The sequence below is a fragment of the Candidatus Anaplasma sp. TIGMIC genome (assembly GCF_028204095.1).
In the GTDB taxonomy this organism is placed as follows: Bacteria; Pseudomonadota; Alphaproteobacteria; order Rickettsiales; family Anaplasmataceae; genus Anaplasma.
Genome location: NZ_JAQLOH010000012.1, coordinates 18,642 through 33,232, shown reverse-complemented (window position 1 = coordinate 33,232; position 14,591 = coordinate 18,642). Strand labels below are relative to the sequence as shown.

7 protein-coding genes and 1 pseudogene are annotated in these 14,591 nt (G+C 44.3%); 3 read left to right on the top strand and 5 right to left on the bottom strand.

Features of this window, described 5'->3' with window-relative positions:
- A pseudogene (locus PGW94_RS02210) lies at positions 1 to 657 on the bottom strand (glutamate synthase subunit beta); the annotation flags it as partial.
- A 268-nt stretch (positions 658 to 925) separates the two neighbouring features.
- Complete coding sequence (locus PGW94_RS02205) at positions 926 to 4,330, bottom strand: hypothetical protein (protein WP_271758197.1); 3,405 nt, start codon at positions 4,328 to 4,330, stop codon at positions 926 to 928.
- A 587-nt stretch (positions 4,331 to 4,917) separates the two neighbouring features.
- On the opposite strand from PGW94_RS02205, the gene efp reads away from it, so the two are divergent.
- The 3 genes from efp to PGW94_RS02190 are packed head-to-tail and all read left to right on the top strand — an operon-like array spanning position 4,918 to position 7,180.
- Positions 4,918 to 5,484 (top strand): elongation factor P, encoded by a 567-nt coding sequence (efp, locus tag PGW94_RS02200; RefSeq protein WP_271758195.1) that lies wholly within the window; start codon positions 4,918 to 4,920, stop codon positions 5,482 to 5,484.
- Between the two features lie 2 nt (positions 5,485 to 5,486).
- Positions 5,487 to 6,257, top strand: coding sequence for an inositol monophosphatase family protein (locus PGW94_RS02195; protein WP_271758192.1), 771 nt, complete (start codon positions 5,487 to 5,489; stop codon positions 6,255 to 6,257).
- Positions 6,254 to 7,180, top strand: a complete 927-nt coding sequence (locus PGW94_RS02190) for an RluA family pseudouridine synthase (RefSeq protein WP_271758190.1) — start codon at positions 6,254 to 6,256, stop codon at positions 7,178 to 7,180. The genes PGW94_RS02195 and PGW94_RS02190 overlap by 4 nt, the downstream gene beginning before the upstream one ends.
- 497 nt (positions 7,181 to 7,677) lie before the next feature.
- Here PGW94_RS02190 and PGW94_RS02185 read toward each other — a convergent pair whose 3' ends face one another.
- From PGW94_RS02185 to PGW94_RS02175, 3 genes are all read right to left on the bottom strand, one after another.
- Positions 7,678 to 9,051 carry a PleD family two-component system response regulator gene (locus PGW94_RS02185; RefSeq protein WP_271758188.1) on the bottom strand — a complete coding sequence of 458 codons (1,374 nt, stop codon included), beginning with the start codon at positions 9,049 to 9,051 and terminating at the stop codon, positions 7,678 to 7,680.
- Between the two features lie 226 nt (positions 9,052 to 9,277).
- Complete coding sequence (locus tag PGW94_RS02180) at positions 9,278 to 9,640, bottom strand: hypothetical protein (RefSeq protein WP_271758186.1); 363 nt, start codon at positions 9,638 to 9,640, stop codon at positions 9,278 to 9,280.
- A complete protein-coding gene (locus tag PGW94_RS02175) occupies positions 9,633 to 14,432 on the bottom strand; it encodes an NAD-glutamate dehydrogenase (RefSeq protein ID WP_271758184.1) in 4,800 nt (1,599 codons plus the stop codon). Before PGW94_RS02175 ends, PGW94_RS02180 begins: the two co-directional genes overlap by 8 nt.
- Positions 14,433 to 14,591: the final 159 nt, after the last annotated feature.

Here is a 14,591-nt window from a genome sequence, read left to right as displayed (position 1 = left end):
CTCATATGTAGGTGCTACTGCTATGTTGAATCCGCTCCGTTGTTTGAGGATTGTGGGGCAAGCTGAGGCCACGCATAAGCCATCTTGCTGTGTAATTGTGTCAACAGGAATCAAATTTTCGATGTCATACTTTTTAGGCAGCTGAAACAGTATAGATTCCTTCTCATCGTATACGGAACGCGCCGCATATTGTGCTGCAAGATCAAGCTGTTCGTTGTACCTTTCAGTATCTTCCATCCACATGTTAACATGGCGTGCAAAGACATTGTCGTCTATAGGAAGTCGCGCACTTAAAACGTCGGCCAATTTACATGATATCTCATCTAAATCAAGGCCTATACTCTCCACGGTAGCGTATTTTTTTATTGCATATCTCTGAACGAAGTTTCTTTTGCACTTATATAGCGCCAAGAACCCTTCGTGATATGACATGCCTTTTTCTAGTTCTGGTTGGATGCAGAACATCCTGGCAATGAACGTTTCAAGTACGTGTGCAAGCTCCTCTACAAGTTCAGTATTGCCATAACCTGCCTCTCGTGCGCTGACAAGCATTGCAAGCAGCTCTGGGCTATGCTGTCTCACATTTTCAAGGAACAATGCATCTATTTTTTCCAGCCCACCTACGGAGTACAAGTCAGCTGGAGTTAAAGCTATCATAAATGCTCAGATTTAGATGGATGGAGACTTACTGCCAAGGGCAGACTGCCAGTCTGGATTATATTCTATGTATAAGGGAATCTGCAACAACATCTCCTAGACCACGTCTGCATGTGGCAGCAGAACCTATGGTGGCGCTGATATGTTCGTCTGCGTAAGTTTGGTTTTATAGTATAAATTGCGGTACCCCGCGTGAGGTTCGTCTGGTTGCAAAACATTCACGCGGGGGCGTAGGCCTACCTGACACCTAGGTCTTTACGAGCTACAGTCAAGACCTCGATGTAGAACGGCTGGAAGGTTCATTTACCATATCGACCATTGAACGAACATCATCTCGCGGTCTGGGGGACGAGGCTGAGTTCTCTTCAAATCGATTTGCTAATAAACTTACCTTCCCCTTTGTGCTGGATCCCGCTTTTTTGCTTTGGTTCAGCTTGTTTACAAAAGACTTCCGGTTAATCGTAGGATTACTACTTTCTTCTTTTGTAGTAGCTCTTGCCGAACCGGGTTGGGGTTCTTGACACAAAGGTGTTACGGTTTTTGTAGATTCAAACTGCGCACTTTTTGCACCAAATCTTCTGCCATAAGAATGGTGCACATGCGTGTCTTTCGAGCTTGAAGCTACCAGACCTGTTAGCCCAGATGCAACCTGAACAACAGGGATAGTTTTAGACTCTGCTACGAGCGCAGCTCCCAACAAACTATTAGAAGCTTGTCCGACACTGTTCCGTCTATGTGTTTCGATAGAATCCATTACGCTGTCGTGCAGTGCTTGACATGCGAAGGGGCTACGTCGCGTTAGTCTAGGTTGCATCAGTACCCCTTGTGATGCTGCATACTCGCCGCGTGTACTTGCTGGGCTTCTGGATTTACCAGGGCCATTACTGCTCTTCTTACGCATGTGTGGATCAACCGATTTTCTTGCAGGCAAGGGACTTTTCCTTTCTGACATGACATTATCAGACCACACACTTGCAGATGTTCCATGCGCAAAGCTTGTAAGACGTTCACTGTCAGGAGTCATGGACGGTGCCTTTGTGAACTTCTGAGGCTTAGATTTCGATACTCCCTGAAGTTCAAGTAGCACATCACTCATCACCGATGAGGTTTTTTCGCTAGCAGTCGAATTGAGAGATGTACTTGAGGTACTAGCTGATGACCCTCCATGAGTTTTGTCTTGATGTGGCTGCTTGAAAGAGCTCATATAATTTTGTTCCCCATGATGTGCGTCTCCCACTGCATTGGCTCTGGTACTTGGTGAAACTACTGCTGAGGGTATTGCATAGCCAGAATCAACACTAGAAGTTCCGAAGTATTTACGATGGAGCTCATCATGCTCTTTAAGTATTGCGCCAAGAAGAGAGCTTCGAGACGAATTTATACCTGTTGCATCGCTAGGGTTTAGTGGCCTAAAAGCGGAATATTTGCCAATGATAGTTGGCCTTGTCTGGTTTTTTGCGGCGCTTTTTGTGACCCTTTTTGTTCCACTCAATACCTTTGGCAGCACTTCTGACATTGCCTGCAGATCATCCTCTGTAATCCCTAAATTTTTAAAGAACGTCGATTGTCTACCAAGACGCCGTGGAGAGTCGTACACTATCTTCTCAGTTGTCGAAGATGTAGATTGACGAACATAAGGTGTTATATCCTGCATCTTGTTAGGTGAAGACGACGAAAACGTGCTGCCAGAGACCATAGCTCCACGTTCAGGCTTTTTAGCTTCTGATGATGGCGCTGTACTCTTAGAGTGGCCTTTCGCGGAAGGGGAAAGAGAAGACTTGCGCACAGGAGGCTCTGGAGCGTGCTTCTTTTTCGGAGACGGTGACGGTGTTGCGCTTCCAGTAGAGGCTGGAGCTCTGCGCTTGAGTTTGTCGTTTTGTGCTGCATCTAATTGTGCCGCATTCCTAGAATTACTTTCCACAGAAGGAGACAGAGAAGACCCACGAACAGGAGGTACCGGTGCGGGCTTCTTTTTCATAGATGATGTCGTGCTACTGGTAGAAGCCATAGATCCACGTTTTGGTGTATTGTTTGCAGCGTTAGCCAAAGGCGCTCCACCCTGAGAAATACTATCCACAGAACGAGGCAGAGAGGACTTACGAACAGGAGGTTCTGGAGCGTGCCTCTTTTTCGGAGATGGTGACGATGTCGCGCTTCCAGTAGAGGCTGGAGCTCTGCGCTTTAGTTTGTCGTTTTGTACTGCATCTGATTGCGCTACACTTCCAGGATTACTCTCCGTAGAGGGGTAAAGCCAAGACCCACCAACGGGAGGTACCGGTGTACTCCTCTTTTTTGCCTTAGGCGCAGTGCGAGTTGTAGTCATAGTACCTGAAGTCGAAGCCTGTGATGTTCCACTAAGCTGTCTGGCCATATTGGCAGCTTCATATTCCGTCAACGTCGCGGAAGTAGAAGGTTGCGGATGTGTTATATACGTCTCTGTGGCAGATTTTATAGGCGAATCAGTTACTGAAACAGGTGGTACTTGCTGTGCATTGTTTGGTGCTTTTTTCTCTGATTTGCGGCCAAACAAATTGATCTTGAACGCATTTTTAAAGTCTCCTACTGTCGAGCGTAACATAAAGTTCACTCTAGGAACAATGCCATCTAACTGAGATGATCTTGGCGCAGCAATTCCTTCTGACGTTGCTCTTATAGTTTTTTTCGTCGACAGCGCTGTAGATTCATGTGGCTGTTTGTATTGATTAACTGTGCCTGTCGCAGTTATATAGTTTATTGAAGTGTCTATGCGTGCCTGAGAGCCTTGATGCGCAACCGGCGCAGCATCGTGTGCACTGTCTACGGTATCTGTGGTAGGTTCGTCTTCTCTAAAAATCCCATCTAAGAAATCTTCGCCCACGCGGCGCTGCAATGAGCTCATTGTAGGGAGAATCCAGCGTTTACGCGTTTGTGTGTTTTGAAAGTGACTAGTAGATTTACGATTTTCTTGTGCAGTGGATGTAGACGGCTGAACAGATGTCTTCGCAGGCGTCTCAACATGAACAGAGTCGTATGTCTTGACAGTAGATGTGGGTGATACTAGCACATTGGCGTGTATGGTAGAATCTCTTGTGCCGGATGTTAAACTGTCTACCGAGGCATATCCTGAACTCAGTGCCGTGCCAGGCATAGAAGTGTTATCAGGTTTTGTAGCCACGTCATCATTATCTTGAGTTCGTAATTTCGGTACCTGAACATGTTTCTGTTCTTTAGGATGACTCTCGTATTCGACAGAAATTGGTGTTAGTTTTAACGACTCTGTGTTACCATTCTCGCCTGTCGGAGTAGAAGATATGTCAACGCTAGTGCTAGCCTGCGCAAGTGAGATACTTCCCGATTTGTTATCGTCAAACTGGTCAAGCAGGGACGATAAACTCATGCTAGATGCGGAGATTGAGTTATATGGAGACTGATCAGGCGTACTGGTTGTCCCCGTATTGCCCGTGTTCATACCTGAACCACTGGGCATTGAGAATTTTGAATAATGTATGCCTGTATTGGACCTTGCAGGAGTAAAGAGGCCATCATACGCCAATCCCGTACTTCCTTCGGCGAAATAGGAATCTGTATTCCGGTCGAAAAACTCTGTTAGGTTATAAGGTTCTGAGATATACCACGTAGTATTTGGTTTTTCAGATTTCTTATTTTTCTTAAATATTTCTAAAAGTTTTTTCATAAATGCTAATCTTCCAGTGGAGAACCAGGGATTTTATGAAAAAATTAATAAAAATCCTAATTTTATTGGAAAATTCTTAATATTTTTGAGGAAAAAGAAAATCCATTTCCCGTATGGAAGGGGTAGAAAAAAAATTAAAAAAATGTTGAATTCTTAAACATTTTTCTTTAGGCATATGCACCCGTTAAGGCTAAAATGCGAGTGTAACTTGTTTTGGGTTTGAGCCTTTGCTCGATACAGTATATACAAAGACCAAATTTGGCATTGTATAGCGTCAAGGAATGTGAATTGCGGGTAGTAAAGGATGGTATGCTATCACGCATAATTGAGAAAGTAAGCTTGCGTACTCATGGCTATCGGCGGTGTATCATATTGTGTGTTGGTGTTTTCAACCTGCGCATCTCAGACGGAAATTTCCTATAACTTATACTGGTTGAATATACCGTTAGGGTTAATATCATACCCTGGGTTGCAAATATTGCGTAATAATAGCGATTATGTGTTAAATACGCGGTTGGTTCCTAACTTTTTCTTGAGTTATAGTGTGCTTGTGTCTAAAATTTGCCTTGGTTCTGTGAGTTGTTGCTATGGCTGAAAGGGGGAATGACATACGACCTGGTCAGGTTCTTGACCACAATGGTGCCCTGTATCTGGTGGTTAAGACTATGCACACTCAACCTGGAAAGGGCGGTGCGTATATACAGGCGGAGCTAAAAAATCTTAAAACTGGCGCCAAGTACCAGGAGCGTTTTCGTGCTGATGGGTATGTAAAGCGCGCTATAATGGAGGAAGTTAATTACCAGTATATTTTTGGTGATTCATCATCACTGGTTTTGATGAATACAGAAAACTACGAGCAGATTACTATTCCCATGGATCTGCTGGGAGATAAGGGGGTTTACTTGCGTGAGAACATGATTCTTACGCTGTTGTTCCACCAAGGGCAAGTCATATCAGCCAAGGTTCCTGATTATGTGGTGCTAGAGGTTGTTGAGGCTGAGTCTGTCATAAAAGGCCAAACAGCGTCTTCATCTTATAAATCAGCGGTTCTGGAAAATGGCCGTAGGGTCAGCGTACCTCCCTTTATAAAAGTTGGTGAGAAAGTCGTCATATATACGCCGGATGATACATATTACGAGAGGGCGAAAGACTGAAAATGGCTACGCTGTTCTCGCCGGTTATTGGTGTCATGCTCAAGGCCGTTCGTAAATCTTCCCGGGGTCTAGTTCGAGATTTCAACGAGATAAAGTACGTGAAGTCTTCGTACACAGCTGCGAGCGAGTTTACTCGTGCAGCATATTCCAGATCCAGTAGGATAATAGCTGAGGAGCTCAGTGAATATAAACAAGGTCTTGAGATCCTTTTTGAAGGAATGCGCGAGACCAAAGATCTTGGGGATATGTTCTGGTTTGTAAGCACTATAGATAGTAGAACTAATTTTATGAGTGGTCTGCCATATTTTGCGACAGCTATTGCGCTGGTGAAGGGTGGTGAGGTTGTGGCAGCAATCGTTGATTCTCCCATATTGCGTGAAACATACTACGCCGAGAAAGGGTACGGCTCTTTTGTAGAGTGTGGGCAAAGTAGATACTCTAAAATGTACGTCACAAGGAAGGAGAGCATTAACGCGGCTGTGTTTGATTATACTGCAGGTTGCGCGAATGTTAGGGGTATAATAGAGGTTCTTGCTTCCAATCACATAGTGTTGAGGTCTATGGGTTCTGTGGTGCTTGGGTTTTCGTACTTGTGTGCCGGGGGCTGTGACGTGCTAATATATTCAGGGGTGCAGGAACACAAGGCTGGGATGGGTAAGCTGTTTGTGGAAGAAAGCAAGGGAAGCATTACGGTGCAGGATGGCATACTTATAGCTAGCAACTTCTTCCTGCGGGACTATGTTGAAAAGCAAATTGCTGCAGCGCAAAAGTGAGTATTAACGGGGAGTATTCTGTTGATGCTGAGCATGATGGCTCGCGCCTTGACAGGTATATACGCAGCGTTCTTCCTGGGTTGACGCAGTCTTTCATAGAGAGGCTTCTGCGCAGGGGAGAAATCCGACTGAATAATAAAAAAGTTGCTTCGTCTACAAGGGTTAAGCTCGGAGATGTAGTAATCGTATCAAATGTAGCTGGTATTGCCACAAGGGCCCATGAAGTACAGGAAGTACGCTGTGATACGCTGCTTAGGCTCATTATCGATAATGTCATATATAAGGACGATAACATCGTCGCGATAAATAAGCCCGTTGGGGTTAGCGTGCAAGGTGGGTCTAAGGTAAGGGTGAGCCTGTGTGATTTGCTCGAAAAAATAATCCCCGGTGAGACCCTGCATATTGTTCACAGACTTGATAAAGACACAAGTGGGGTACTGATTCTTGCGAGGAGGAAGTCCGTTGCAAGGGTAATTTCTGAGCAACTACGTTGTAGGAAAATATATAAAGATTACCTGGCAGTCACAAGGGGAGTGCCAGGTGCAGACAGTGGCGAGATCACTATTCCGGTATTTTATAAACGGAAACAAGGTTGTGTGGAAGGAATTACTGAGAAAGATGCGAGGACTGTTTTCTCAGTAGTTAAGGCGAATGAGATCGGTGCTGTTGTGCTGCTGAAGCCAGTAACCGGTAGGAAACACCAACTCCGGATTCATATGGCTCAATCCGGCTGCCCGATAGTTGGTGATGAGAAATACTGTGGCACTGAAGCCAAGGGAGAGCTACACCTTCATGCATTAAAGATCACTCTTGAGCTTTTTGGGTGCAAGATCGCTATAGTGGCTCCTATACCAGGGCATATGGTCCAAACTATTAATACGCTGTTTGGTGAGTTACCTAGAGAAGTAGAAGCGCTATTATAGCCATTATATAGTAAGGTTCTTGCACCTCACTATGCTGTCTCCATCAGGAGAGTATTTTTGTTTTAGTCATCATACATATTAAGGATAAGATATTCATCTCCTTGTGGAGATATGTATTGTCAGCGACGCAAAATAGGCAATATTTGTGCGGAAACTATTGGATGTGGCAGTCGTAATTTTGCCTGTTCTTGGTGGTAGTAAAGTGCTAGTTCTGACGTTGTACTGTGCTAATGGCAAAATTTGGTAACTGATTCTCCACGCGGATTAAAAAAATAAGGTCGGTCGTGGTGCACGTATTGTTTGCATGAGTGGAGCACTGGTTTGACCTTGTGTGCATGACCAAGTCTGTATTTTGTAAGTTCAAATGTAAGTTACGATGTACTGACCTGCAGATATCTAGATCAGATTTATGTTGAAAGCGCTAGGGGTGCCTGTCTGTTGTTGGAGGCCTATTGCAGCGGCTGCAGCACATAATTATAGCTGACATGGAACTCAGTCTACGAGTCTCGATCAGACACTACTCTATTTCTGTCTTTTTTTGCAACATACAGAAGTTCGTCAGCCCTGGTTAGAAGCTGTTTTGGATCTTCTGAACTGCGTAATTTAGCTACTCCAATACTAAGAGTTTTATTTATTTTCCCTGCGCTTGTAGCGAATATGTTCATTTCAACGCATTGTCGCAGTCTCTCTGCCACTTGTGTAGCCTTATGGATATTTGTTTCTGGCAGTATAACAACAAATTCCTCACCGCCAAATCTAGCTAGTAAGTCAGAGACCCTGATATTATCGAAAATTGTGTCGCACATTTGTTTCAGGATTTCATCCCCGACTGTATGCCCCAGCGTGTCGTTTACCTGTTTGAAGTGGTCGATATCCAGTATTATGATCGATAGGTCCTTGTTTTTTTCTCTCGACTCCTTGACGATGTTTTGGAAATACATATCAAAATAACGCCTGTTATAACAGCCGGTCAAAGGGTCCTTGATAGACATCTCAGCGTTGCTTTTCAGTAGCATCCTCAAAGCATCTTGGTATCTCTTTCTTTTTATCTGCAGGCTGACCCTGGCAATTAGTTCATTATTGCATATAGGGACCGTTATGTAGTCTATAACTCCCATATCAAACGCCTTTTGCAGTATTGCTGTATTTTCGCTTTCGTCGAGCAGGAGCAGCACCGGGGTGAAGCGCGTTTCACTTATGTAATTGCGAAAATCTGAGTACAGCCTGAGACCGTCTCCACCGAAGCGCATATCTATTATGAGCAAGTCGTAATTTGCCGCGTTAGTCAGGTTAAAGGTCTGTGTTGGGTCGCTGAAAATTGCGGTCTCTTGGAAGTTTTTCTGTAGTACACTGTTTATGCTCTCTGCTCTGATCCTATCCTCATCTATTACGAGGATTTTGCCATCAGAAATCTGATTGGCATATTGCATGATGCGATCATCTACGGCACGCATATCCTCCATAGTTTTTCCCCTTATCCGCAGCTCGCCCACTAGTATTTTGAACCTGGTGAGTGATTTTATTCTGGCAAACAGCGCAACATCGTCTATAGGCTTTGTAAGAAAGTCATCTGCACCCGCATTCAGACCATTTACTCTGTTTTCAGTAGTGTTGTCCAGAGCCGTTACCATAACGATGGGAATATATGTAGTTGAGGGGTTAGCTCGCAGCCTTCTGCAAGTCTCATGCCCGTCCATGCCAGGCATCATCACATCAAGAAGTACTAGGTCTGGTTGCTGCTCCTGTGCGATACTGATTGCATCAGGGCCATTCGTTGCTGTGAGTACACTATAATATTCTCTGGTGAGTTTTGCTTGTAATAGCTTTATGTTCGAGAGTAAATCATCCACCACGAGTATTCTTGCCGTCATACTTTACATGCTCCTACAATCATTTAAGTACTACTGCGCTGCAGTATCCCATGTAGGTGATATAATACAACGACTCAGTTTACAGATTAAGAAGCTACGTGATCACTGCGTCTGGTGGGACGTAGGTTGTTTACGTACTAAAAAGCAGCAAATACAAAAAGCGGCCCGGCTGCACCCACGTACCAAAACTGATTGCTTCATGTTTCAATAGAAGCGGAAAAAGACGCTATTCTTTCTCCTTACTGTTGCTGATGCGAGAGTTTTTCGCACTTTTCTCAGGAGTTGAAAGTGTTTTCCTTCCCTTATGACTTCTGGTTTCCACAATCTCACTCACCTCGTAAGCCTCGTAAACCACGCCATCGTCCCCTACAATCTGCTTCGTGCTAACCTCAGTGCTCTCGTTTTCCGACTTTACTACACTGCCTTTCCATATTTCCCGGAACGAATCCAAGACCTCCGTACGCATTTCGTCAAATTTCCTGTAGTACCCTATGGCATTCTTCAAGATTCCAGGAAGCTTCTTTGGGTCAGTAACTAGACAACCAACTACCACTACCAGAAGTACCTCAGATATGCCAATGCTAAACATTACAGTCCTTTTCCACCGTAAACACACTAAGGGATCTTATTATGAGCACAAGCTTACTCAGATCAAGCTGAGCAGAGTTTATGTCTTCTAGGAACCTATAATAGCCATTCAGCTGATTTTGGTGTTGATCGCACCATGATGCTACAGCGGCCTTTGCGATCTCGTCCAAAGATCTCTGATCATCGGGTCGACGAGGGGCCATATTCTTCAAGATATTTCCCGCAATTATTGACTGGTAATCGCTTAAATCATCCAAGAGATTCCGTATAGCTATTCGTTGCCAGTAAGCGGAAGCAGCGTCCATTTGTGTTGCAAGGTCACGAATTCTACTAAAGCTCAAGACAGACCTAAGTCTAAAGTAAATTCGTCCTACAGTGAGAACATCAACCCCGGTACTTCCCGCAAGGTATATGATATCCATACCATAGATAGAGAACTCAAGCCCACCAAGCCTCTTTGCTATTTCGGGATTAAGCACAGTCTTAGGCAGGTCATCGCACGCGTCATTGTATGACTCCAAAAACTCATCACACAATAGGGAGCCTAAGTCGCTCTCAAACAGTGAAGTTTGCTCCGACAAGGTATCAAGATTCTTTTCTATGTCAGAAAACTTGTGCATGTGCCTGAATAGCCAAAACGTTGCCTGACCGACAAACTTTTGCACTTTCCTCACAACCTTGACATAGTCATCTATGCTGACTTTTCCATCTATTCTATCTAGCTCGTTCCATATGTTTTGCAGATTGTATACACGGGTGATTATGACATATACCCTTGCTATCATGTCTATTGAAATACCCATGCTTTCAATATGGCTGGCAAAAACACAGCCCATTCGGTTTACTATGTCGTTTGAGATACACGTAGCTAGAATCTCATGTTTTAACTTATGCTTACGTATGTACTTTTTAAATCTGTCCCTTATGACTTCCGGAAAATAGGAGAACAAATACTGGGACTCATATACATGATCCAGGTCTTGACGAGCAAGAAGGTTGGACTTCACTATCTCATTCTTTATGAACATTCTGGTATAAGCCATGAGAACGGCGATCTGTGGCGCACAAAAACCACGTGACTCACCGATCATCTTCTGCACATCATCATCACTTGGCAGAAATTCTATTGACCGATTCAGCATCCCTATCTTTTCAAGGTACTGCACTATCCTGTGATGCTGCTCTACCCGCTTAGGAGACCTAGCGCACTCCAGCATCAATGCTCTTGTTTCAAGCTTATTGTGACGTTCCAGTATAATGCTGGAAATGTCGTGCAGCATGTTGTCCAGTATACTATTTCTTTCTTCTAGAGAGATGAAATTATCTCTCACCGCCATTTCTAAGCATATCTTAAGATTGACCTCGAAATCCGAACATATAACGCCGCCAGAGTTGTCTGTGAAGTCTGTGTTTATTTTACCGCCGGTGGAAGCATACTCCACCCGTCCAAGTTGCGTACAGCCTAGGTTGCCGCCTTCCACGACCATGGAAGCCCTAATGTCTGCGCCATTAACCCTTAGACCACTATTTGCCTTATCTCCTACGGCGGCATTAGATTCCTCAGAAGACTTGACGTAAGTACCGATTCCTCCGTTCCATATCATATCTACCGGAGCCATGAGCATCATCCTGATTAACTTGCTCGGTGATACGCTTTCTTCCTTTATATCAACACCCAAACATTGCTTCATCTCTGGGGTCAACGTTACAAGTTTTGAATTCCTTGAGAAGACACCACCGCCTTTCGATATTAATTTTGCATCATAGTCACCCCATGTTGACCCAGGTGTACTAAACAGTCTTTTCCTCTCCGCAAAACTGACCTCAGGATCCGGAGTAGGGTCTATAAATATGTGCAAGTGGTTAAAAGCACCTAGTAGGCAGATCCTATCTGACAACAACATTCCATTTCCGAAGACATCACCAGACATGTCGCCGATTCCTATAGCGGTAAAAGTGCTATTTTCTATGTCCTTGCCCATCACCCAGAAGTGTCGCTTTGCTGCCACCCATGCACCACGAGCAGTGATGCCAATTTTCTTATGATCGAATCCTACGGATCCGCCAGAAGCAAACGCATCTCCAAGCCAAAAATTGTACTCAGCGGAAACTTGATTCGCATGGTCTGAGAAAGATGCCGTGCCTTTATCCGCGGCTACCACCAAATATGGGTCATCGTCATCGTGTCTTACAACGCCTTCAGGGATAACGCACTTCCCGTCAACAATGTTGTCAGTTATGTCCAAGATGCCTCTAAGGAAATTTTTATAACATTCCACCGCGTATTCTATGGAGCCAACTTTCTTGTTCTCCCCCTTAAGGATAAACCCTCCCTTCGAGCCAACAGGCACTATAACGGAATTCTTTGTCATCTGAGCCTTCATGAGGCCTAACACCTCAGTACGGTAGTCTTCCGATCTGTCTGACCACCTTATCCCACCCCGGGCTACCTTCCCACCTCTAAGATGTATCCCCTCAAACATGCTGGAATAAACATAGATCTCCCGAAACGGTCTGGGTAGCGGCATGTCTGGTACAGCGCCACAGTCCAACTTTATGGATAAATAGGGCTTATCTCCCTGATAGTAGTTAGTTCGCAGTATAGCCGAAATCAGATTGTAGATGCTTTTGAGAACGTAATCGTGAACGATATCGGAAACTCGTGCAAACAACTCCTCAATAGATTTGCGAATGGAAGCTATTTTTACTGATCTATCGCCCGTTAGTGCCGGATCAAACCGTGCCTCAAATAGTCTCACAAACAAATTGACCATCTCGGGATATGTTCTAACCACCTTTTGTATGTAGGACTGGCTATAGTTGAACGAGATCTGCTTCAAATATCGGCTAAGGGTACGTACGAGCAATACTTCCTTCCAATGAAGATTTGCTGCTATTACCAGGCTATTAAAGTAATCATTTTCAGTCTCCTTACAGAAGACCTTTTTCAGTACTATTTCAAACTGACTCTTCACCGTGTGGTGATCCAGCGATCTGTGTGTATTAGAAAGTACAAAGTGGTGAATACGAACGCACGTATCATGCACACATATATCGTAACTATAGTGAAGAGACATCTTTGCACCCATCTTCTTCACTATGTTCAAAACTCTAGACAGGTGGAGGTCTCCCTCCAACGGAACGTAGATCTTCAGCTGATAACGGCTAGTATCGTCTGATAGATACAAATCTACATTTCCGATCCCTGTCTCCAGGACTTTCTGTATCTTCAAAATATCATGACACGCGCCATTAGGGGCGAAATACTCCTGATAGCTTTTCGGAAATGCTCCCACATATGCCAGGAACCTGCTATCCATTTTGTCTAGGATTACTTGGCGCAGTCGATCCTCCCAGCGTTTTGTTGTTTCAATTACCAGGCTTTCTATTTCCTTTTCTGAAATCTTAGATACCGTATCCGAAGATAACTTTACGGTAAGCTGTGAACGCACCAAATCCGACTCACTGTACATATTGTAGTGTTTTCCAACTACCTCTCCCGACAGCGCTCCCTCAAGCGTGCAAGCTATTCTATCGGAGAGCTCAGTACTAGCGATGCTTTTTGGTAGAAAAATTATGAAAACAACAAAGCCATTTGCAACATCTTTGAGAGTAAATAACTTCACTTTCGGGTTACTTGAGAGAAACAGCACACCCATGGAGATCTGAAACAGCTCTTCCTCGGAAAATCTCAATAACTCTTCCCTGGAAAACTTCTGTATTATAGCAAAAAGGGCCTTACCATTGTGACCACATCTAATAAACCCAGACCTTTCCTCTATAGTTTCGACCTTCCTTCTTATCACGGGTATATCGTGTACGCTCTGAAAGGCAACAGAAGATGTTAAAAATCCGTAAAAGCAATGCTCCTGTTTTGTTATGCCTTTTTCATCAAACGTTCTCAATACCACACATATCATGTACTCATGCCTGTGTACGTGTGACACTAGGTTTGACTGTACGACACAGAGTTGCTCGTAATGGCATGGTGCCCCTCTGGAGGGAGAGCCGCTGGTTATTTTTGTGAGCCCTAGGCTGCTCTCTGTAGAGAGGATTAGCTCCTTGCCTTTGGGCTTTCTTACGTACTCCTCGTATCCTAGGAATACAAAATTGTCCTCGGTCATCCACTTGAGGAATTCGCAAATTTCCCTGCTGTTATCGCTTCCCTCAAGCTCTGTCAATAATTCCCCAACGCGGTCAACCATTGGCTGCCAGTCGTGTACGCAGCAGGCCACTGCGGATAGGGTTTCATGAATTTCCGAGCGAAGCTTTTCCTGCAACTCGGGACTAGTTTGCCCTACAACGAAATAGGCAATGGATTCACATGCACGATCCTCTGAAGAGGAATGAGGCGGTATTGCATCAACCCTTACTATGCCTTCGCTATTTCTTTCTATACACAGCACAGAATTTGTGTAGTGATACACCGACAGGTGATTTCTTTTTATCGCGATCATGATAGAGTCTATTATGAACGGCAGGTTGTCGTTCGCAGTTTCAATCACAGTTAGCGACTCCCCGGGGGCATTAGGTCTATCAACGGAGAACACCCGGACCAGACTCTCACCAGGTTTCCTCTTACCGATATAGCGGAACAGGTCTTGCGCTATATGTAGCAAAAATTTGCTACTAAGCTTCATATCCGTACTGTACGAGAAGTTATAGAATTTCTCTATAAAGCTTTTTAGCAGCGGATAATTCGGATGTTTGGGCAGCTCATGAGCCAATGCTTCGAGCACAGGAGGAACTATGTGCCCTGCGAAGCTACAAGCACCATTTAAGGAAGTGTGCATGTTAAACGTACAATAAATAAACCAAGGGCCTGCAGAAAAAGCAAATGCCAAGATAACATATCTTATGTCGGTTAAAACACAATTAATTTGACAAAATGAATAAGCGCGCACTTTAGCTTGGAAATTTTGTAGGAAAATTTCACGGCATAAAAACTAGTG